This window comes from Candidatus Gorgyraea atricola (genome assembly GCA_030765235.1).
GTDB classification, from domain to species: domain Bacteria; phylum Omnitrophota; class Gorgyraeia; order Gorgyraeales; family Gorgyraeaceae; genus Gorgyraea; species Gorgyraea atricola.
Genome location: JAVCCW010000010.1, coordinates 130,202 through 151,661, shown reverse-complemented (window position 1 = coordinate 151,661; position 21,460 = coordinate 130,202). Strand labels below are relative to the sequence as shown.

The 21,460-nt window shown below is 43.3% G+C and carries 22 protein-coding genes; 19 read left to right on the top strand and 3 right to left on the bottom strand.

Annotation, left to right across the window (positions count from 1 at the left end):
- Window positions 1-7 precede the first annotated feature (7 nt).
- The 11 genes from P9L93_02720 (at window position 8) to P9L93_02670 (ending at window position 10,251) form a co-directional block, all read left to right on the top strand.
- A complete protein-coding gene (locus P9L93_02720) occupies window positions 8-934 on the top strand; it encodes a glycosyltransferase family 2 protein (protein MDP8229997.1) in 927 nt (308 codons plus the stop codon).
- A gap of 27 nt (window positions 935-961) precedes the next feature.
- Entirely contained in the window at window positions 962-1,231 is a 270-nt protein-coding gene (gene rpsO / locus P9L93_02715) for a 30S ribosomal protein S15 (protein ID MDP8229996.1), read from the top strand.
- A gap of 166 nt (window positions 1,232-1,397) precedes the next feature.
- A complete protein-coding gene (pnp, locus tag P9L93_02710) occupies window positions 1,398-3,473 on the top strand; it encodes a polyribonucleotide nucleotidyltransferase (GenBank protein ID MDP8229995.1) in 2,076 nt (691 codons plus the stop codon).
- Window positions 3,474-3,565: 92 nt separating this feature from the next.
- Window positions 3,566-4,306: an undecaprenyl-diphosphate phosphatase gene (locus P9L93_02705; protein ID MDP8229994.1), complete on the top strand. Its 741-nt coding sequence runs from the start codon at window positions 3,566-3,568 to the stop codon at window positions 4,304-4,306.
- Window positions 4,307-4,344: 38 nt separating this feature from the next.
- Window positions 4,345-6,528, top strand: coding sequence for a DNA translocase FtsK (locus P9L93_02700; GenBank protein ID MDP8229993.1), 2,184 nt, complete (start codon window positions 4,345-4,347; stop codon window positions 6,526-6,528).
- Between the two features lie 77 nt (window positions 6,529-6,605).
- Complete coding sequence (locus P9L93_02695; protein ID MDP8229992.1) at window positions 6,606-7,334, top strand: DUF4115 domain-containing protein; 729 nt, start codon at window positions 6,606-6,608, stop codon at window positions 7,332-7,334.
- Between the two features lie 67 nt (window positions 7,335-7,401).
- Window positions 7,402-8,601 carry a MiaB/RimO family radical SAM methylthiotransferase gene (locus P9L93_02690; protein ID MDP8229991.1) on the top strand — a complete coding sequence of 400 codons (1,200 nt, stop codon included), beginning with the start codon at window positions 7,402-7,404 and terminating at the stop codon, window positions 8,599-8,601.
- The gene (pgsA, locus tag P9L93_02685; protein ID MDP8229990.1) at window positions 8,598-9,164 is read left to right on the top strand and encodes a CDP-diacylglycerol--glycerol-3-phosphate 3-phosphatidyltransferase; all 567 of its coding nucleotides are present in this window, start codon (window positions 8,598-8,600) and stop codon (window positions 9,162-9,164) included. Before P9L93_02690 ends, pgsA begins: the two co-directional genes overlap by 4 nt.
- On the top strand, window positions 9,161-9,604 hold the full coding sequence (locus tag P9L93_02680; GenBank protein MDP8229989.1) for a phosphatidylglycerophosphatase A: 444 nt from the start codon (window positions 9,161-9,163) through the stop codon (window positions 9,602-9,604). The genes pgsA and P9L93_02680 overlap by 4 nt, the downstream gene beginning before the upstream one ends.
- 118 nt (window positions 9,605-9,722) lie before the next feature.
- The gene (locus tag P9L93_02675; GenBank protein MDP8229988.1) at window positions 9,723-9,998 is read left to right on the top strand and encodes a type II toxin-antitoxin system Phd/YefM family antitoxin; all 276 of its coding nucleotides are present in this window, start codon (window positions 9,723-9,725) and stop codon (window positions 9,996-9,998) included.
- Window positions 9,991-10,251: a type II toxin-antitoxin system RelE/ParE family toxin gene (locus P9L93_02670; GenBank protein MDP8229987.1), complete on the top strand. Its 261-nt coding sequence runs from the start codon at window positions 9,991-9,993 to the stop codon at window positions 10,249-10,251. Before P9L93_02675 ends, P9L93_02670 begins: the two co-directional genes overlap by 8 nt.
- A gap of 2 nt (window positions 10,252-10,253) precedes the next feature.
- Here P9L93_02670 and thpR read toward each other — a convergent pair whose 3' ends face one another.
- Genes thpR through P9L93_02655 form a run of 3 tightly spaced genes read right to left on the bottom strand, consistent with a single transcriptional unit; the run spans window position 10,254 to window position 12,484 of the window.
- A complete protein-coding gene (gene thpR / locus P9L93_02665; protein ID MDP8229986.1) occupies window positions 10,254-10,811 on the bottom strand; it encodes an RNA 2',3'-cyclic phosphodiesterase in 558 nt (185 codons plus the stop codon).
- Window positions 10,812-10,847: 36 nt separating this feature from the next.
- Window positions 10,848-11,216 carry a four helix bundle protein gene (locus tag P9L93_02660; protein MDP8229985.1) on the bottom strand — a complete coding sequence of 123 codons (369 nt, stop codon included), beginning with the start codon at window positions 11,214-11,216 and terminating at the stop codon, window positions 10,848-10,850.
- Between the two features lie 32 nt (window positions 11,217-11,248).
- Complete coding sequence (locus P9L93_02655) at window positions 11,249-12,484, bottom strand: competence/damage-inducible protein A (GenBank protein MDP8229984.1); 1,236 nt, start codon at window positions 12,482-12,484, stop codon at window positions 11,249-11,251.
- Between the two features lie 245 nt (window positions 12,485-12,729).
- On the opposite strand from P9L93_02655, the gene recA reads away from it, so the two are divergent.
- The 8 genes from recA (at window position 12,730) to P9L93_02615 (ending at window position 21,455) form a co-directional block, all read left to right on the top strand.
- Window positions 12,730-13,776 (top strand): recombinase RecA, encoded by a 1,047-nt coding sequence (gene recA / locus P9L93_02650; protein ID MDP8229983.1) that lies wholly within the window; start codon window positions 12,730-12,732, stop codon window positions 13,774-13,776.
- 94 nt (window positions 13,777-13,870) lie between these two features.
- Window positions 13,871-15,304, top strand: coding sequence for a Do family serine endopeptidase (locus P9L93_02645; GenBank protein ID MDP8229982.1), 1,434 nt, complete (start codon window positions 13,871-13,873; stop codon window positions 15,302-15,304).
- 101 nt (window positions 15,305-15,405) lie between these two features.
- Window positions 15,406-17,910, top strand: coding sequence for an alanine--tRNA ligase (gene alaS, locus P9L93_02640; protein MDP8229981.1), 2,505 nt, complete (start codon window positions 15,406-15,408; stop codon window positions 17,908-17,910).
- On the top strand, window positions 17,907-19,127 hold the full coding sequence (hisD, locus tag P9L93_02635) for a histidinol dehydrogenase (GenBank protein MDP8229980.1): 1,221 nt from the start codon (window positions 17,907-17,909) through the stop codon (window positions 19,125-19,127). The genes alaS and hisD overlap by 4 nt, the downstream gene beginning before the upstream one ends.
- Before the next feature lie 28 nt (window positions 19,128-19,155).
- Entirely contained in the window at window positions 19,156-19,782 is a 627-nt protein-coding gene (lipB, locus tag P9L93_02630) for a lipoyl(octanoyl) transferase LipB (GenBank protein ID MDP8229979.1), read from the top strand.
- Window positions 19,709-20,560, top strand: a complete 852-nt coding sequence (gene lipA / locus P9L93_02625; GenBank protein MDP8229978.1) for a lipoyl synthase — start codon at window positions 19,709-19,711, stop codon at window positions 20,558-20,560. The genes lipB and lipA overlap by 74 nt, the downstream gene beginning before the upstream one ends.
- Before the next feature lie 169 nt (window positions 20,561-20,729).
- A complete protein-coding gene (locus tag P9L93_02620; GenBank protein ID MDP8229977.1) occupies window positions 20,730-20,960 on the top strand; it encodes a lipoyl domain-containing protein in 231 nt (76 codons plus the stop codon).
- Window positions 20,961-20,969: 9 nt separating this feature from the next.
- Window positions 20,970-21,455, top strand: coding sequence for an Lrp/AsnC family transcriptional regulator (locus tag P9L93_02615; GenBank protein ID MDP8229976.1), 486 nt, complete (start codon window positions 20,970-20,972; stop codon window positions 21,453-21,455).
- Window positions 21,456-21,460 lie beyond the last annotated feature (5 nt).

The window sequence follows — 21,460 nt, the reverse complement described above, 5'->3', positions numbered from 1 at the left end:
TAAATCTATGATATCAATAATAATTGTCAATTACAACAGGAAAGATTTGTTGAGGCAGTGTCTGGACTCCGTAAGGGGACAGAATTTTCAGGATATTGAGACTATTGTTGTAGATAATGCCTCTACCGATGGCAGTATCGAGATGGTAGCCATGTATTATTCGGATGTTCAATTGATCAGAAATACCAGCAACCTTCTTTTTTGTAAAGCGCAGAATCAGGGCATTGATGCGTCAAAAGGGAATTTTGTCTTATGCCTGAATAACGACTGCGTGTTGGACAAAGATTATCTGAGGCAGGTTCTATTGGCGATAGGTCTTGATACGCGAATCGGCATGGTAAGCGGAAAAATATTAAGAATGGATAAAAAGACCATAGATTCAACAGGATTATTTTTAGGCAAGAATAGAAAGCCAGTCGAGAGAGGCTATGGAAAGGTAGACAAGGGGCAGTATGATGAGCCAGGATATGTATTTGGAGCCAGCGGCGCATGCGCTTTTTTAAGAAAAAGCATGCTGAAGAATGTAAGGGATAAATATGGATATTTTGACGAGAGATTTGACATGTATTACGAAGATCTAGACTTATGTTGGAGAGCACAGAAGAAGGATTGGAAAGCATATTATAACCCGAAGGCACTAGCGTATCATGTGAGAGGGGGAACTGCGGGTGGACTAGAGGTCGGGGTATCCTGTTCGTGGGCCCCTCCGCCCGGTGTGGATCCTCCCACTCACAGGACACCCCAACCCCTAGTCCACCGTATTTCTGAGGAGTTGAAGAGAAGGTATATTAAGAATAGATACTTATGCATAAAAAAGAATGATTCATTACGTGGCATATTATTGAATCTACCTTTTATAGTATTATATGAGTTAAAGATATTGGGATATATGTTGGTCGTGAAGAAATTGCTTGACCGCAGGGGTAAAAAATAGTATAATTTCAGCTCAAAGGAGAGAAAAATGGTATTAGCGAAGGATGCAAAACAAGGGATCGTGAAGGATTTTGCTGAGCACGAAAAAGACACAGGCTCCTGCAGTGTGCAGGTAGCATTGCTTACCAATAGGATTAATAACCTTACAGGGCATTTTAAAGCTCATAAGAAGGATTATCATTCCAGGGTAGGTCTTTTACGTTTGGTCAGTCAGAGAAAAAGACTCTTGGAGTATTTAAGAAGAGAAAATACTGACAAGTATCGCGAGCTCGTAAAAAAGTTAAACTTAAAGAAATAATGAAGGGCGGATTTAACGACCTGGGTCGCTAAGCAGGTAATTAGGGTCGGCAGATCCGCTTTTATTATAACGATAGCTTTCAGCGATCAGCTGTCAGCTTTCAGCTTTTAAGGCTGAGAGCTGAGAGTTGAGGGCTGAAAGCTACAACTAAGAAAGGGAGTCTTCAATGAAAGTCGAAAGAAAGATAGGAAAAGAGAATTTAGTTATTGAAACCGGGAAAATGGCAAAGCAGGCAAGCGGTTCTGTGTGTGTGCAGTATGGAGATACCATGGTCCTGGCTACTGCTGTCAGTTCAAAAGAACAGAGGAAGGGTATCGGCTTTTTCCCTCTTACAGTGGAATACCAGGAAAAGACATATGCTGCGGGTAAGATACCCGGTGGATATTTCAAAAGAGAAGGAAGGCCTACGGAAAAAGAGATCCTGACCGCCAGGCTCATAGATAGGCCTATAAGGCCGTTATTTCCAGAGGGGTTTTTAAATGACGTGCAGATATTCGCAATAGTGCTTTCAAGCGATGGAGAAAATAATTCTGACATACCTGCCTTGATAGGCGCCTCAGCCGCATTGACGATCTCAGATATACCGTTCGCAGGGCCTGTGGGCGCTGTGAGGATAGGATTAGTAGAAGATAAATTTATCGTGAATCCTACATTTGATGAGATGGAGAACAGCGCTTTAAATCTGGTCGCGGTAGGCATGAAGGACAAGATCGTTATGCTCGAGGCAGGAGCAAGCGAGATATCAGAAGAAAAGATGGTCGAGGCAATAGAGCTTGCCCAGAAATACATAGCTGAGACAATTGAACTACAAGAGGAATTAAAGAAAAAAGCAGGCAAGAAAAAGATCAAGCCTGAATTGAAGCTTGTCTCAGATGAGTTATGCGAGAAGGTTAAAAAGCTTTCTCTGTCAGGATTGAATAAAGTTAACTCTCTTCCTATAAAGGAGCAGAGAGAAGAGGCTTTGAGTATCCTGAGCAAAGAGGTCATAGAAAAGTTAAAGGCGCAGGACGAGACCTTAGAAGACGCGGATATAAAGAGCGCGCTTGAGAAGATCGAGAAGGAAGAGGTCCGCAAGTTTATATTAGAAAAAAAGAAAAGAGTAGATGGCAGGAAGTGTGAGGACATAAGGGAGATCACGTGTGAAGTCGGGGTGCTGCCCAGGACGCATGGCTCAGGGTTATTCACAAGAGGACAGACGCAGAGTCTGTCTGTAACGACATTGGGCACTGGCGATGATGAGCAGAGGCTTGATACACTGGAAGGCGAGAAGTTCAAGAGTTTTATGCTGCATTATAACTTTCCTCCGTTTAGCGTGGGAGAGGCAAGGCCTGCAAGAGGTCCTGGAAGGCGTGAGATCGGGCATGGCGCTTTAGCAGCAAGGGCGCTTGAGGCAGTGATGCCATCTGCTGAGGAATTTCCTTATACAGTAAGGATCGTATCTGAGATACTTGAGTCAAATGGTTCGAGCAGCATGGCAACAGTGTGCGCGAGCACGCTTTCTTTGATGGACGCGGGCGTACCTATAAAAAGACCTGTATCTGGTATTGCCATGGGTCTGGTAAAAGATGGGGACAAGGCCATGATCCTGACTGATATCGCGGGCATTGAAGATCATTTTGGAGATATGGATTTTAAAGTCACAGGCACTGAGGTAGGTGTCACAGCGCTCCAGATGGATCTGAAAATCGATGGTATTGACCTGGAATTAATAAAAAAGATTATGACGCAGACAAAACCCGCGCGTTCATTTATCTTGAATAAGATCAAGGAAGCAATGGAAGGGCCGCGGCAGGAACTTTCTGAGTACGCGCCAAAGATAAAGATGATCACTATAAATAAGGACAAGATCGGCGCGGTAATAGGGCCAGGCGGAAAGGTAATAAAGAGGATCATTCAGGAAACAGGAGCGACCATCGAGGTGGATGGAGATGAAGGTAAGGTTTCAGTAGCGTCTGAGAACAAGGAAGCCATTGATAGGGCCATAGAGATCATAAAAGGTATAGCAGGTGATATCAAGATAGGCACTGTGTTTGAGGGCACGATCACGCGTCTTATGAATTTCGGCGCGTTTTGCGAGATCTTCCCTGGAAAAGAAGGCCTGATCCATGTATCTGAATTGGCAGGCAAGTTTGTCAAAAATGTCGAGGAAGCTGTAAAAGTAGGCGACAAGGTCAAGGTCAAGCTGATTAAGATAGATGATATGGGTAGGTTGAATTTGAGTATTAAGCAGGCGCAGGAATAAGTGTTTTAATACGTGGAGGTTATGGAATGTTACGTAATGTTATGGAACGTTACATAACCTTCCATAACCTTCGTAACCTCTTGCTGTAAAGTATGACTTTCCTCCAAGCCTTAATCTCCGGCATAGTCCAAGGCCTTACTGAATTTCTTCCAGTCTCCAGCTCGGGTCATCTCGTGATCATGCATAAGCTGATGGGTATGGAAGGGCCGCAGCTTAGTTTTGATATATTTCTGCATGTTGGTACTCTGGCCGCTATATTCATAGTATTTTGGAAAGATATAATAGAGGCAGTTACTGTTAAGAGAAAAATAGGTTTCTTTATCTTAATGGCAACTGCTGTTACTGTATTATGCGTATTGTTTTTTGGTAAAGGGATCGAAGCAGCATTTGGCAATGTCAAGATGGTCGGCGCAATGCTTGTTGTAACCGGCATATGGCTTATCCTTGGGAGCTTTCTTAGATTCGGCTCTGGTGGTATTTCAGGCCTTAAGGCAATCTTGATAGGCCTGGCCCAGGCTATTGCAGTTATGCCAGGCATATCAAGGAGCGGCGTGACTATTTCCACGGGATTATTTCTGGGGCTCGATGGCCAGGCTGCCGCGAGATTTTCATTTTTATTAGCCATTCCCGCAATAATAGGCGCGGCCTTATTTAAGATAAAAGATCCGGCCTTGACAGGATTTAGCCCGATTTATTTAATAGGCTTTATTACTTCTTGCATTATTGGTGTTTTGTCATTAAAATTGTTATTAAGGGTGCTTTACAAGAATAAGTTTCATCTGTTTGGCATTTATTGCATTATTCTTGGGCTAGTAGCTCTATTATTTTTGTAACGGGCTAAACGGGCAACGGGCTAACGGGAAACGGGAAAATGACAAGAGATAAGAAAGATTTACTGATCTCGCTTAGCTTATTCGCGCTGGCAGTGATTTTACTGGCGGCAATGGTTTCTTACTCTCCTTACGATATTTCCTTTGAAACATCCTCCCCGAATCTGCATGTTAGAAATTATATTGGCATAGTGGGCGCGTATCTTGCGTGGCTTGTGTTTAAGGTAGTGGGCTATGCGGGTTTTCTTATTCCATTCTTGTGTTTCACGTGGGGTATTGGTATTCTCGCTGAAAGATTAGAACAAAAACCTTTGTTCAGGTTTTTAGGATTGGGGCTGCTTTTTAGCTCAGCCAGCGCGTTCTTCAGTCTTACAGCCGCAGGAGATTCTGTTCTTTCGGTCGAGAGGGGCGGGCTTATTGGTTTTTTTGTTTCGAGCAAGATTCTTGGATACTTTGGCGGGATCGGCGGATACATAGTAACCCTTGCATTGGCTATCCTGTCGCTCATGGTTGCTACAGAGTTTTTGATTATACCTATTTTTTCATTTTTATTTGGCCGCGCATGGAAATTGATATCGGGGATGGCGAGCAAGAAGAGGGTCAGGGTTAAGGATAGGCCTAAGTTGAGACCGGCGGTTAACTTGGGGACAAGGGACAAGGGACAAGGGACAAGGGACAAGGAAGAGAAAAAGGTAGAGAGGCCAGTTGCGCCGAGGATCGTATTGCCAAAACCTAAGATATTCGCTCAACCAAAACCTGCCCCTAAAAAACCAGTTAAACTTACACCAAGGATAGTCGGAGACTACAAGCTTCCTTCTTTGGAATTATTAAATATGCCTTCATCTGAGCCAGAGAAGATTAAGGGCGAGGATTTAGAAGGAAGTGCCAGGGTATTAGAGGATACCTTGCAGGATTTTGGCATAGATGCAAAGGTGGTAGAGATAAACAAGGGACCTGTTATTACCAGGTACGAGCTGCAGCCAGCGCCTGGCGTAAAGGTGAATAAGATCACAGCCTTAAGTGATGACATTGCGCTTACTATGAAGGCGACTACAGTCAGGATCGTGGCCCCTATACCGGGCAAATCAGCAGTGGGCATAGAGGTCCCGAATCAAAGTACATCCCTTGTGGGCTTAAGAGAGATCCTTGAATCTCGCGAATATCAGAAACAGGCAGGCTCTTCAAAGCTTGCCATAGCGCTTGGAAAAGATATTGCTGGGAGGAGCGTAGTGGCAGATCTTGGCGACATGCCGCATCTTTTGATCGCGGGTACTACTGGCTCTGGCAAGACTGTGTGCGTGAATTCTTTGATAATGAGCATGATATATAATGCAACGCCTGATGAATTGAAATTCATAATGGTGGACCCAAAGATGGTGGAGCTGGCTATCTATAATGGCCTGCCGCATCTTCTGTGCCCTGTGGTTACAGATTCAAAAAAGGCATCAGGCGTTCTTGAATGGGTCGTGAGTGAGATGGAAGTGAGATATAAGAAGCTTGCAAAGGCTGTAGCGAGAAACATAGACGCCTTTAACCAGAAATCCAGCGAAAAGATGCCTTATCTTGTAGTGATCATAGATGAGCTGGCAGACCTTATGATAGTAGCGCAGCAGGATGTTGAGAATGCGATCACGAGGCTCGCGCAGCTTTCAAGGGCAGTGGGCATACATATAATACTCGCGACGCAGCGGCCGTCCGTGGATGTTGTAACAGGTGTAATAAAAGCGAATTTTCCAGCAAGGATCTCATTCAAAGTGGCGTCGAAAGTGGATTCAAGGACTGTTTTAGATATGAATGGCGCGGATAAGTTATTGGGCAAGGGCGATATGCTGTTTTTAGAGCCTGGCAACGCAAAGCCCGTACGCGCGCAAGGTACGCTCCTGACAGACGCTGAAATAGAAAAAGTCGTTAATTCAGTAAAGGAACAAAGAGATCCTATCTATGATGATGCAATACTTGAACAGCAGAAAAAAAGCATGTCTGGGCGAGGCGGTTTTAAAAAGGACGAGTTTTTCGACGAAGCAGTAAAGATGGTGCTTGAGACAGGCCAGGCCTCTGTTTCAATGCTGCAGCGCAGGCTCAGGCTGGGCTACACCAGGGCTGCGCGATTAATAGACGCGATGGAAGAGGAAAGCATAGTAGGCCCATTTAGAGGCAGTAAGCCAAGAGAGATCCTGATAGCTGAATACAAGATTAAGGAAGAAGAATCTTCCGAATCCGTTTAGCCCGTTGCCCGTTTAGCCCGTTTGCCCGTTAATGGGTCAACGGGCTAACGGGCAACGGGCTAACGGGCTAAACGATTATGCCTGAATCACTTGGAAAAACACTCAAGAAGATCCGCGAAACAAGGCAGCTCTCCATAGAAGATGTCTCAGAAAGAACGCGCATACCTAAGAAAATAATCTCTACAATAGAAGAAGATAGCATCTTAAAGACAGCGGACCCTTTTTACGCAAGAGGCTTTATTAAATCCTATTCGCAGTTCCTGGGGGCGCTTGAAGAAAGAATAGTAAAAGAATTTCTGTCAAGTGGAGAAAAAAAGCCCGGATCTCAGTTAGCCTTAAAACCTGAAAAGTCCAAAAGTGACTGGTTCTTAAAACACAAGCGCCAGATCGGACTCGGGCTTGTGACTATTTTCAGCGTGTATTTGCTTGCCTTTGGCTTTGTGCAGGTGGGAAGGTTTATACGGAATCTTTTCACTAAACATAAGGGGCAAGCCGTTGTCGCAACCCCGGAGGTTGCGAGCACGGCAACCTCCGGGGTTGCGGCGGTAGCAGAGAGTTTTAAGGTCGAACTTGCAGCGCGTTACAACACGTGGGTCCAGGTCACCAGCGGCAAAGAGCTCTTGTTTAGAGGCATATTAAAGAAGGGCGCTTCTGATAGTTGGGAAGCAAAAAAGCAGATAGATCTGGAGCTGGGCAATGCTGGTGGCGTAACCCTGACCTTCAACGGAAAAAACCTCGGCACCCCTGGTAAAAAAGGAGAGAAAAAGACCCTAATCATCACAAAAGACGGCATTAGGCAACCTTAACCTGACACTTTAAGTATGACTTAAAGTGTCAGGTTATTTTGAGGGGCGGGAGAGCGTCCCTATTTTTATGACAAAGACATTTAGCATTATAAGTCTGGGTTGTCCAAGAAATTTGGTTGATTCAGAACATATTATGTCCGAGTTCGCAAGTAAGGGCTATGCATTTAAAGAGAATGCAATTGGCGTGGATACTGTGGTTATAAATACATGCGCGTTTATTGAAGACGCAAAAAAGGAATCCATAGATACTATTTTAAAGGTGATAGATGCCAAGAAAGCAGGTGAAGTAAAAAGAATAATAGTAGCAGGATGCCTTCCGCAGAGATACAGGAGAGAATTGCAGAAAGACTTAAAGGAAATAGATGAATTTAGAGGTGTAGTTTCTGCGTTTAAAGATGATTACGCTTCGAGGCTTACCCCGGCTCATTACAAATATATCAAAATTTCAGAAGGATGCAAGAATAGATGTACGTATTGCATAATACCGCATCTAAAAGGACCGTATAAAGCCAGGGCAATTGATTCGATCATAAAAGAGGCTGAAGAAAGTTCTGCTAAAGAGATAATCTTGGTGGGCCAGGATACTTCAGCGTATCAAAAATTAGCAGAATTATTGAAAGAGCTTGATAAAATTTCAAAAGATAAATGGATAAGACTTCTTTACACGCACCCAACAAATCTGGGAAAAGACGCAATAAAGGTCATAAGAGATAGTAGGAACATATGTAAATATATTGACCTACCCATCGAGCATATAAATAACAGGATATTAAAGCAAATGGGCAGGAAGACTACTAAGAAAGATATTATCTCATTGATAGAGTATATTAGAAAAGAGATTCCGGACGTGGCTTTACGCACATCATTTATTGTGGGTTTCCCTGGCGAGACAGAACAAGAAATTCAGGAGCTATTACAATTTATCAGAGAAATTAAATTTGAAAGATTAGGTATTTTCAGGTATTCTAGAGAGGAAGGTACACCAGCGTATAAGCTTAAAGACCAGATATCTGAAAAAGAAAAAGAGAGACGCTTTAGCGAAGGGATGTTGCTGCAGCAGACAGTATCGCGCGAGATAAACGAGAGATTCAAGGGTCGAACGCTAAAGGTATTAGTTGATGAAAAAGATATTGCAAGGACTGAATACGATGCCCCAGAAGTAGACGGTGTTGTGCATGTAAGTGGCAAGGATTTAAAGATAGGCGAATTTTACAAGGTAAAAATAACAGATACACATGAATATGACCTTGTAGGGCAGGTTTTATGAACTTAGCGAATAAACTCACGATATCAAGGATAATCTTAGCAGGAATCTTTATACTGGCGCTTTTCATTAGAGGCGTAGGTGCTAAGTTTTTTGCGCTTGCTGTATTTTTAGTAGCGTCTATTACAGACTACTATGATGGCCTGATCGCGAGAAAGACAAATTCCATCTCTGATTTTGGCAGGCTAATGGACCCTATTGCTGATAAGATACTCATACTCGGCGGATTTCTTGCATTTGTTGAGATGAAGATAATACCTGCGTGGATGGTAATAGTGATCATTGCGAGAGAGTTAGTGATAACAGGAATAAGGGCACTGGCGCTTGCAAGAAAGAAGGTACTCTCAGCTGAAATCGCAGGAAAACATAAGACCGTGTCACAGATAGTGGCAGTGTTATTTATACTGATATTTTTGATAATTAGGGATTCTGGTTTTACTCTTCAATATATCGGTTATTATGCCGGTGCTGTGCATATCCTGATGCTTATTACAGTAGCAATGACTTTAGCTTCAGGTATTTCTTTTATGATAAAGAATAAAAATATTTTTATGGGTGAAGGATGAACAGATTATGTAAGCTGATCGCAACTGTTTTTTATTTAGGCTATCTTCCTGTGGCCCCAGGTAGTATCGGGAGTTTTGCCGCGCTATTTCTTTACGGAGCCCTCAAGAATAGTCCACAGATGATGGGCGCGAGCATTGTGTTATGTATTATCTTGGGTCTTTTAACTGCAGGAAAGACAGAGAAGCTTCTTGGCGGCAAGGACGCGAGTGAGATCATAATAGATGAATTCGCAGGCATGCTCGTGGCGTTATATCTTTTGCCGCCCACCATGGGCTACATAGTCGCAGCTTTTATCCTCTTTAGATTCTTCGACATCATAAAACCCCGCCCCATAAGAAACCTGGAAAAACTAAATGGCAGCCTAGGCATCATGCTAGACGACCTCCTCGCCGGCGTCTATGCGAATCTGATACTACAGATCGTGCATAGACTTTTCTGATTGACAAAGTATACTCTTTAGTGTATACTTGTTGTATGGAGCGCCATAGGGGCGAAGCCCCTTTGGAATAAATTACGAGCGAAACGAGTTAATTTATATTAGAGGGAGGTGGAGTGCAATGGTTAACACAATTACCTTAAAAGAACTACGACCAGAATTACCAGAAGTAATAAAGCATATTGACGATAGGCTGGATCGCTATATTGTCACAAAGCGAGGAAAACCTATAGCTATCATGATGAGCCCTGATGATTACGAAGGCCTCTTAGAGACCATACAAATTCTTTCTAATAAAACCGTTGCCCGAAGGATAAAAAAGGCAAAGAAGGAGATTGGGGAAGGCAAGACTATTTCCTTAGCTAAGCTGAGGCAAAAGATAGAGAAAGATGTATAAAATAGAATTTGCCAATTCAGCAGCAAAAGAACTGCGAAAAGTTTACAAAGAAGACAAAAAATTGTATTCCCGCCTAATCTCTGCCATAGAAGCCCTAAAGACAGACCCCTATCAAGCTAAAAGCCTTAAAGGTAAACTTTCAGGCGACTATTCATTGCGCGTAGGAAGTTACCGTGTGATATATACAGTTCATAAAAATCGGCTTATCGTATACATCATTGACCTGGGTCATAGAAGAGAGATTTATAGATGATTTTATTGTTTTAAAGCTAATGTTGTCAGGGGTGAGTAGATTGCACCTTTAGGCGTGAGGGTGCTTTGGAAGAGGATTAGTTTGGTGATGGGGATGTTGCCTTGGGATTGAAAGGGGGTTTCGTTTATAAGTTTTGTTAGTTGAGAGATGTTTTTTAAGGATTTGACCCTGCCTAGCGTGAGATGAGCTTTATACTCACGCTTTTCTTCTTTGGGGCCGAGTTTTTCGAGCTGAGAAGCTAGGTTTTTTAAGTCTTGTGCGCCCTTGTCAATTCCAAGCCAGATGACTCTTGGTTTATGCATGTTTGGGAATGCGCCGATTTTAGAGAGGTGGATGTTGAAGGCGCTAAAGTTATCTGCAATAGACTTAAGTGTGTCTGAGATTTCTTTGATGCGATTTTCTTCAATATTTCCCAGAAACTTTAGTGTCAGGTGCATCTGGATTTTATTGACCCATTTTACGTCTGCGTTTGCTTGCTTGAGAGTAGAGATGACTTGGGAAAGCTTTTGTTTATTTGGCTGGTCGATTTCAACTGCAACAAATGCTCGGATAGTTTGCATGTTAGTGTCAGGTGTCAGGTGTTAAGTGTCAATGCGTCAGGGATGCTTTGTTGACATTTTTAGCTTGCCAGTCATATTACAGATACTTATACATTCGTCTCTTAATGCTTCTTCATCTTGTTTAGTAATTTGATTCTGCATTTGGCTTAACGTTATCATTGGTATACATTCTCTGGCTGAATCTAAGGCGTAGCCGTAAAATTGTCTTTTTGCGTTTTGACTGGGTCTACCGCTGCCCTCAGCGATATTATTACATATAGATAGAGAGGCTCTACGAAATTGGTCTCCAAGTGAATATTGAATTTCTCTATCAAATTTCTTGGTAATATTAAAAACCTTATTTGCAAAATCTAACGTTTTCTCATACACATCTAATTTCTCGAAATCAAACCTGTAATTTCTCACTTTATCCTCCTTGACACCTGACACTTGACACTTTACACAAGCCCATGAAGCCTCACCAGGTTAAGGGCTGCTTGAGTGGCTTTAAACTTTATGATATTTCGCTGGCCCAGGAAGCGGAATTCTTTGCAAATGGTCTTTTTCTTTGTTGAGAGCGCGATGTAGACTAGGCCTACTGGTTTTTTCTTGGTGCCGCCGGTTGGACCTGCAATGCCGCTTATACCGATTCCTATGCTTGCGTCAGCTAATAGCCGCATGTTTTTGGCCATTGCGCTTGCTACTTGTTTGGAGACAGCGCCGTGTTGTTTTATCGTATCTTTAGGCACATATAGAAGTTTATTCTTAGCTTGATTACTGTAAGTAACTACACCCATCTTGAAATACCTTGAACTTCCAGAAACGTCTGTGATTCTACTCGCCAAAAGTCCGGCTGTGCAGGATTCTGCGACTGCTAAGGTTTTTTTCTTTTTTAAGAGCAGCTTGCCAACAACTTCTTCTAATTTCTCTTCATCATAGCCGAATATGTAGTTTCCCAGCCGTGATTTTATCTTTCTCTCGATCTTTTTTATTGTAGCGTCAGCCTTTTTGTCAGTCACAGTTATCTTTACTGTGATCTCTTCGGGGTGAGGGTAGATACCCATCTGGACATTGCCACCCAGCTTCAATATGTCCTCGATCTTTTCATTCACCTTTGACTCTGGAAGCCCTGTTATTTTTATTACGCGGGATTTTATTAGCCTGCCTGGAGAGAATCTCTTTTTAAGAAAGCCCAGCACAGTATCTTTTATCATGGCATGCATTTCAAAAGGCACACCTGGTAATGCAATAAGGACTTTTCCTTTTGTCTGGATTATAAGGCCTGGGGCGCTGCCTATATTGTTTAGTATTGGGGTTGCCCCTTCAGGTATAAGTGCCTGGCGCAGGTTATTTTTTGGCATCTTTAACTTACGATTTTTAAAATGCTGCCTTATATGGTTTGCAACCCTGTCTTTAAAGATGAGTTTTCTATCCAGTGCCTTTCCGATGCAGTCAAGCGTCAGGTCATCCACAGTAGGACCAAGACCACCTGTAACTATAACGATATTAGCATCGGCTAGACTATTTTTTATTGAATTAATAATAACCTTTGGAACGTCAGGAATGGACAGATGCTTTGCAGTCTTTATGCCAATAGAGGAGAGTTTCTCTGAAATATGCTGGGCATTTGTGTTATTAATATGGCCAAGCATAATTTCATTGCCAATGCATATTACATGCGAGGATATTTCCATAGGTCTTATTATATGCAATATGAATTATAGAAGCAATCTTTTTTGAAAGAAAATTAGCTCCTCGATGTGTCTACTATATGTAGAAAGGAGGTGGCGGATAATTTACTTTACTTTATAGGGTTAGGATTATATAATAACTTTACACTTGAGCTTTGCTTCAGCGTAAAGTAGGCCAGGTTTAAACCTGGCCTACAGAAGAGGAGCTTTGTTTAAGTGTAAAGTTAACAGAAAAAAGGGGGTGTAGGATGGTTAGGAAAGAAGTGAAAAAGGAAGAGAAAAAGGTTGCTGCTAAGGGTAATAAGGAAAAGGCATTAGATATGGCGGTTTCGCAGATCGAGAAGCAGTTTGGTAGGGGCGCCATCATGAGACTTGGCAAAGAGACAAAGTTTGAAGTTGACGTTATTCCAACAGGCGCATTGCCGCTTGATCTGGCTTTGGGTGTTGGCGGTGTGCCAAGAGGCAGGGTCGTGGAGATATACGGGCCTGAGGCAGGAGGGAAGACCACACTGACTCTGAGTATTATTTCGCAGGCCCAGAAGCTGGGCGGAGTAGCCGCGTTTATAGATGCTGAGCATGCATTGGATCCGAGCTATTCCAAGAAATTAGGCGTGAACCTGGATGATCTTTTGATATCGCAGCCAGACACAGGCGAGCAGGCGCTGGACATAGCAGAGATGCTTGTGCGCTCGAACGCAGTGGACTTGATCGTCATTGATTCTGTTGCAGCGCTTGTGCCAAAGGCAGAGATAGAAGGTGAGATGGGTGATAGGCACATAGGGTTACAGGCGCGTCTCATGTCACAGGCATTACGTAAGCTGACAGCTATTATCTCAAAGACAAACACATGCGTTATATTTATAAACCAGATAAGGGAGAAGATCGGCGTTATGTTCGGTAATCCAGAGACTACTACTGGCGGCCGCGCATTGAAATTCTATTCTTCAGTGAGGATCGATCTAAGAAGAATAACCTCTATAAAGGCAGGGGACAATGTGGTTGGCGTAAGGGTAAGGGCAAAGGTCGTGAAGAATAAGGTTGCCCCGCCTTTTAAAAAAGCAGAGTTTGAGATCATGCATGACGAGGGCATTTCGCGCACAGGCGCGATCCTTGACTTAGGTATTGACGCAGGGATACTGGAAAAATCCGGCTCATGGGTAACGTTTGGCAATGAAAAAATCGGCCAGGGCAGGGAATCAGCCAGGGATTTTTTAAGGAGTAATACAAAGGTCAGTAATGAGATCGAGAAAAAGATCAGGGAATCCTTACTAGCTAAAACACCTGGGAGAAAATAGTACGGACAACGGTTGTGTAATGTGTAATGTACCAAGCTACCCCAATTACATTACACCTTACACTTTACACATTACACAGAAGGAGAGACCGGAGTTGAAAAGATTTACATTGATTCTGGGTTTGCTTTTAATAGCATGCATCGCAAGTGCCCAGCCTGCTCAGGAGGCGCTTAATCTGCAGGATTCGTTTGTCAAGGTCTCCAAGGAGGTCGGGCCAGCTGTAGTGAGCATAAGCATTGAACAGGTGGAGCATTATCAGACTAGATATTATCCATTCGCGGAATTCCAGGATGATTTTTTCAAGGATTTTTTTGATGATTTTTTTGTAGCTGGTCCTGACAGGGAGTTTAAGCGCGCAGGCCTTGGCTCAGGTGTTATTATAGATAAGGAAGGATATATCCTTACTAATGAACATGTGGTCGGCACCGCAGACAAGATCACTGTTACCTTGCCGGATGGCAGGGAATTTAAAGGCCAGCTAACAGGTTCAGATGTGCATTCGGATCTTGCGGTTGTCAAGATCGAGCCAAGAGGCGATCTTCCTGTTGCGAGGCTTGGCGATTCGGATAATGTGCAAATAGGCCATTGGGCGATCGCGATCGGCAATCCATTCGCGTACGCTGTAAAAAATCCTGAGCCTACTGTCACTGTGGGCGTGGTAAGCGCTTTGCGCAGGAGTCTTCCAAGGACGGACAAAAGGGCAAGAGAATATTCTGATTTAATACAGACTGACGCGGCTATAAATCCAGGCAACAGCGGTGGACCTCTTGTGAATATCCATGGAGAGGTGATAGGTATAAATGTAGCGATATTTACCTTGAGTGGCGGGTCCGAGGGCATAGGCTTTGCAGTGCCTGCTAATACAGCCAAGAGGATCATGGAGGATTTGAAGCAGGGCCGAGAGGTTCTTTACGGTTGGCTCGGCGTGATCATACAGGATGTTGATTCTGATTTGGCTGAGTATTTTGGATTGGATAGTAAGTTTGGGGTTTTGATCTCAAGGATTTTAGAAAATAGTCCTGCTGAAAAGACTGGGTTGCTGCCAGGAGATATAATCGCGTCTTTTGACGATGAAAAGGTAAGGAATACACAGGATCTAATCAGGATGGTATTGAAAAAAGATATTGGTGAAAAGGCATCGCTTGGCATAATAAGAAAAAGAAAGATCCATACTTTTGAGGTAGAGATAGGCCAAAGGCCTGATGGAAAGACTGCGTTGGCGCAAAGCAGAAAAAAGGTAAAGACAGAGGCTGTAGACAGTAAATTCTGGCGAGGGCTTGAGGTTTCTGAGGTTACGCCTGAGATAGCGAGTCGTTTTAAGCTGAGCAAAAGTATCGGTGTGATCGTCATTAAGGTGGAACCAGGTAGTTCTGCCGAAGGGTCTGGTATACGCTCAGGGGATGTGATTTACGAGATCAATAGAATACGGATCAAGGGCCTGAAGGACTACAAGAGTGCTATTAGCGATGTCTCAGGCGATGCGCTAATAGGAACCTATAGAGGGTATGTTGTAATTAAGGAGAGATAAGCGTTGGTGTCAAGTGTCAGGTGAAAGGTGTCAGGGATTTTAGCTCCTTGACACTTGACACCTAAAACCTGACACTAGAGGCGCTATTGAAATAGGATAACATGACAGCAGACGAAATCAGAGATCGTTTCTTGAAGTTCTTCGAGGAACGTGGACATAAGATCTATCCAAGCGATTCACTCGTTCCTGCCAATGACCCCAGCCTTCTTTTTACAGGCACGGGTATGAATCAATTTAAACAAGAGTTTCTTGGTAGAGTGAAGGGCCCGAGAAGGGCAGCGACCTGCCAGAAGTGCCTGCGCACAGGCGACCTTGAGAATGTGGGAAAGACGCCTGATCATCATACGTTCTTTGAGATGCTTGGAAATTTTTCGTTCGGCGACTATTTTAAGAAAGAGGCAATAGAGTGGGCATGGGAGTTTCTGACAAAGGAGTTAGGCCTTAAGGAAAAGGATCTATGGGTCTCAGTGTATAAAGATGATAGCGAGGCGTACGATATCTGGAAGAATGAAATAAAAGTACCTACGAAAAAGATCCTAAAGCTGGGAGAAAAAGATAATTTCTGGCCAGCGAGCGCGCCAAGCAAAGGTCCGAACGGGCCATGTGGTCCATGCTCTGAGATTTTTTATGGCGGCCCAGATGGTGTGGAGATATGGAATCTTGTATTTACGCAGTTTGACAGAAAGGATCACGGCAAATTAGACCCGCTGCCAGGCAAGAACATAGATACAGGCATGGGACTTGAGAGGATCACAAGGGTCATGCAGGGGAAAAAGACGAATTTCGAGATAGATTCGTTTGAACCGATAGTTAAGAAGATAGAAGGATTTGCTGGAAGTTCTCACAATCCTAATACTGTTAATACTATCGCTGATCATATACGCGCAGTTACATTTGCGATTGGAGATGGTGTGTCGCCATCTAATGAAGAGAGAGCCTATGTTATTCGTAAATTGATTCGAAAAGCATCTTGGCATGGTAGGGCAATGGACATTAAAGAGCCTTTTTTGTATAAGTTGGTTCCTGTGGTTGCAGGGGAGATGAAGAGGCCATATCCAGAACTTACACAGCGCGGAGAATATATTGCGCAGGAAATATTGGAAGAGGAAAAAAGATTTAGTAACGTTATCCAAGCTGGTCAAGAGAGGCTGAAAGAGGTAGAGGAGACCTTTAAGTCTAAAGGCGTGCTTCCAGGGAAAGCTATTTTTAAACTCTATGATACTTATGGGTTTCCTGTAGAATTAATACAAGACATAGCAAGAGTCAGGGGTATAAAGCTAGACATCCCGGGTTTTGAAAAATGCATGAAAGACCAGCGCATTAAGTCACGCGCATCCAGCAAGATAAAAGGTTCGATATTTAAAGGCGACGCAAACCTGAAATTGCCTGATGAAAGTATTTTTGTAGAAAACGAAGAAGAACTCGAGACTGAAGTTGTGCAGGTTTCAGGAGATTCTATTTTCTTGAAGAAGACAAATTTTTATGGCGAAAAAGGTGGCCAGGTAGGTGATACTGGGGCATTGATCAAGGATGGAAAAGTTATAGCAGAGGTTACAAATGCAATTGATCTTGCCGGGAGGATCGAGCATCAGGTAAAGATGAAAACAGTCGCGCTAAAACCAGGTGATAAAGTAGTGGCAAGGATAGATGTAAAACGTAGAGGCCAGGTAAGAGAAAATCATACAGCTACACATCTCTTGCATAATGCCTTAAGAAAGGTGCTGGGCCAGCATGTAAAGCAGGCTGGTTCTTTGGTCGCGCCAGATCATCTGAGATTTGACTTCACGCATTTTAAGGCGCTTACAGGCGAGGAGCTTTCAAGGGTAGAGGATCTTGTGAATGAAAGAATAAAAGAGGATAGCCTGGTGTGTGTTAAAGAGCTTTTATTGGAAGAGGCAAAGAAGCAGGGCGTGATCGCGCTTTTTGGAGAAAAATATGCGGATACTGTGAGAATGGTCTCTGTGGGTGAATATAGCAAGGAATTATGCGGCGGCACGCATGTAAGGCATACAGGAGAGATCATCAGATTTAAGATCCTCTCAGAGTCTTCCATAGCAGGCGGAGTAAGAAGGATCGAGGCTGTTACAGGAGACGCGGCGAATAAAAAGATCCAGGAAAGCATAGCCTTAGTAAAAGAGATAGCGAAAGAATTAAAGACATCGCCAGATAATATACTAAAAGAAATAGAAAAATTGACAAAAAGGCTTAAGAAGATAGAGAAAGATTTGAATATTGTCAGTGATAGATTCGCTTCCTCAAGCATTGATGGGATTTTGAAAGACATAAAGAAGATCAAAGGGCGCGATGTTATTGTTGCAGAGATCAGCAATGTGGATATGGCTATGCTGAGAAAAACAGCTGATACAATAAAAGGCAGGATAAGGGAGTCAATTTTTGTCCTGGTATCTGAAAAGGACGGAAAGCTTTCAATGGTTGTCAGGGTCCAGGCAGGCATGGATGCTGTCAAGGTATTGAATGAGATAGGCTCAAGTTTTGGCATAAAAGGTGGAGGCAGGCCAGATTTTGCCCAGGCAGGAGCCCGCGCTAATATCGACATAAAGAAAATATTAAAAAAAGCACAAGAAGTCCTAAAGGAGCATTTATGAAAATTTTGAGACTTTCCAGCAAGGAAATACAGAAACTCTGTGGGAGATATTATTGCAATAAAAAGCGCGTAACAGAAAAGGTGCGCAGGATCGTAGATGACGTGAGAGAGAATGGTGACAAGGCAGTCATCAGGTATACCAGGAGATTTGATAAGGTAAAGCTCTCTCCAAAAGACCTAAAGGTAAGCGCAAACGAGATCAATGGCTCCTATCAGAATATAGATACAGGTTTTATATCGAGCCTGAAAACCATAATCGGGAACATCGAGAAATTCCACAGAAAACAATTGCCTAGGCCATGGAAGATAAAAGACGCGGAAGGTATTCAGCTGGGCGAGATCTTTAGGCCTATTGAAAGCGTCGGCATATATGTACCAGCAGGCACAGCACCGCTTGTCTCGAGCGTGTACATGAGCGTTTTACCTGCGAGGATAGCTGGCGTGAAAAGGATAATACTCGCGACTCCGCCGACAAAATTCGGCACTGTTGATCCCCACATACTCGCAGTGGCAAATCTCTTAAAGGTGGATGAGGTTTATAAGGTCGGAGGCGCGCAGGCAATAGCTGCCCTTGCGTTTGGCACAAAGACTATACCAAAGGTGGATAAGGTCGTGGGCCCGGGCAATGATTATGTGACTGAGGCAAAGCGTCAGGTGTATGGTTATGTTGACATAGACATGCTTGCAGGTCCGAGCGAAGTCGTTATATTGGCGAACCAGTTTTCAGATAAAGACTATGTAATAGAAGACATGCAGGCTCAGGCAGAACATTTAAAGGGCCTTGCAATCCTTGTTACTACATCAAAAAAATTCGCCCGCGCAATGAGAAAAGAAGTAGGCAAGGGTTATATCGTACTGGCAAAAAATCTTCAGCAGGCAGCAGAGGTCATAAATAGGATCGCGCCTGAGCATCTCGAGGTGTTTATAAAAAACCCCAACAGGGTCTTGAAGTTAATTAATAACGCGGGCGCAGTGTTTATAGGGCCATATTCGCCTGTATGCGTAGGAGATTATGTGGCAGGTCCGAGCCATGTCTTGCCAACAGGCGGCACAGCCAGGTTTTTCTCAGGTCTTAGTGTGAGGTCTTTTCTTAAGAGCACGCACACGATAGCATATTCCAAAAAGGCGCTTGAAAGAGAAAAAGAAGCGATCGAGAAGATCACAAAGATAGAGGGATTAACAAAGCACTTAGAGTCGTATAGGGTGAGGTTCAAATAGCTGAGGTCGTTAGCCCGTTCAAGTCATTATGCGAGTTATAGATTTGGGTGTAACTGATTTTTCAGAGATATATCAGCTTCAGAGGGAATTCGTAGAGAGAGTTGCCCTGGGTATTTGTGAAGATACGTTACTCGTAACAGAACACAACCCAGTTATAACAATAGGGAGAACTGGTTCAGAGCAGAATGTATTTAGGCGCGAGATCCATGTGGTTCAGACTGACAGGGGTGGGGATGTTACATATCACGGCCCTGGCCAGCTCATAGCGTACCCTATTTTTAAACTGGAAAATGAGAGTCGGGATATACATAGATTTTTAGAGTTTTTAGAAGAGATAGGAAGCGCTTTTTTAGCACAATACGGGATTTTTACAGAAAAAAGACCTGGACTCAGAGGTGTATGGACCGACAATAAAAAAATCGGCTCCATAGGCATAGGCGTAAAAAAATGGGTCACGTATCACGGCTTGGCCATGAATATCAACACTGATCTTATGCCTTTTTCATTTATCAGGCCATGTGGCATTGAAGGCGTTGAGATCACATCATTAAAAAGTTTGCTGAAGCGCGAAATAGACATGGATGATGCTAAAAATAGACTCATCTCGACATTTAAAGAGATTCCCTTATTGGCTGAGACAGTCAGTAAGAATTGATAAGAATACAGCAGAGTTCAGGGAACTTTTGCGTGATTCAAATATTAATACAGTATGCCAGAGCGCGCAATGCCCTAACATATACGACTGTTTTTCAAGGCGCAAGTGCACATTTTTGATATTAGGCAATAGATGCACCAGGAGTTGCAGGTTTTGCGCGATCGAGACAGCGCAGAAATTGTCATTGCCAGACAAAAAAGAGCTCTTTGATATAAGAGATGCAGTTAAAAGATTAGGGCTTCTCAGTGTGATCGTAACCTCTGTTACGCGTGATGATCTAGGGGATGGCGGCGCAAGCCATTTCGCAGATTGCATTAAGATCTTAAGGGAATCTAACAGCGATTTAAGGATAGAAGTGCTTGTCCCTGATTTTCTTGGCAAGCGCTATGCAATTGATAAAGTTATTCTTGCAAAACCTGATATATTTTCGCATAATATAGAGACCGTACCTAGATTATATAATAGAGTCAGGCCGCAGGCAGATTATAAAAGATCATTGGATCTCATAAGGTATGCGAGCAACCAGGTTACAACAAAGAGCGGCCTGATGGTAGGGCTTGGCGAGACTCGAGACGAGGTTCGAGTCTCGATGGAGGACTTAAGGAAAGCAGGCTGCGAAATAATTACCATAGGCCAGTATCTACGGCCTGATCCGAGCTGCCTGGAGGTCGAGGAATTTTTAGCGCCAGAGGAATTTACTAAATTTTCAAGATGGGCAGAGGAGCTGGGCTTCAAGAAACATTCCTGCAGCCCGTTTACGAGGTCGTCTTATATGTAAATACTACATGGAGGTTACGAAGGTTACGGAATGTTAGAGAAGGTTACCGAAGGTTACAAGAGCGATGGATTCCAACGCTCTTAATACAACCTTACGCAACATTCCGAAACCTTCCGTAACTTTACGTAACCTCCACGTAAGTAAGTAATAAAAAATAAGGGGAGGAAGTATGGCAGAATTAAGATTACCGGAGTTGACAGAAGGCGTGGATCAGGCAGTCGTGTCTTTTTGGCACTTTAAGGAAGGCGATGCAGTAAAAGAAGGAGATGAGCTTGTGGAGATGGCTACTGATAAGGCAGCATTTAATGTGCCGTCAAAGGCCGCAGGTACGCTGAAGAAGATTGTTGCACAAGAAGGTAACACTGTTAAGGTTGGCGATGTTTTAGCAGTAATAGAATAGGAGGTAGTCATGAAGGAAATCCTCGAGATTCTCGAGAAAGATGCGCGGACAACGCCGCAGGAAATAGCAAAGAGCGTGAAGAAGAGCGTTGTGACAGTAAAAAATACAATAAAGAAGCTTGAAAAAGACGGAGTAATACTTAAATACAAAACAGTTTTGAATCGGGAGCTTATAAAAGATAATAACAGGGCTGTCAGGGCATTGATAGAGGTAAATATTGCGCCACAGAGAGGACATGGTTTTGATCATATAGCTGAGAGGATATACAGATTTCCAGAGGTCGTAAGCTGCTATCTGCTCTCAGGCACATATGATCTTTTACTGGTTGTAGAAGGCAAGGACATACAGGCTGTGTCGAGCTTTGTCTCTGAGCGCCTTGCAACGCTCGACAATGTCAGAGGCACAGTCACACATTTTCTTTTGAAAAAATACAAAGAAGACGGAGACGTACTAAAAAGGGCTGAGAGAGATAAGCGCATCGCTATTTCATTTTAAAATTA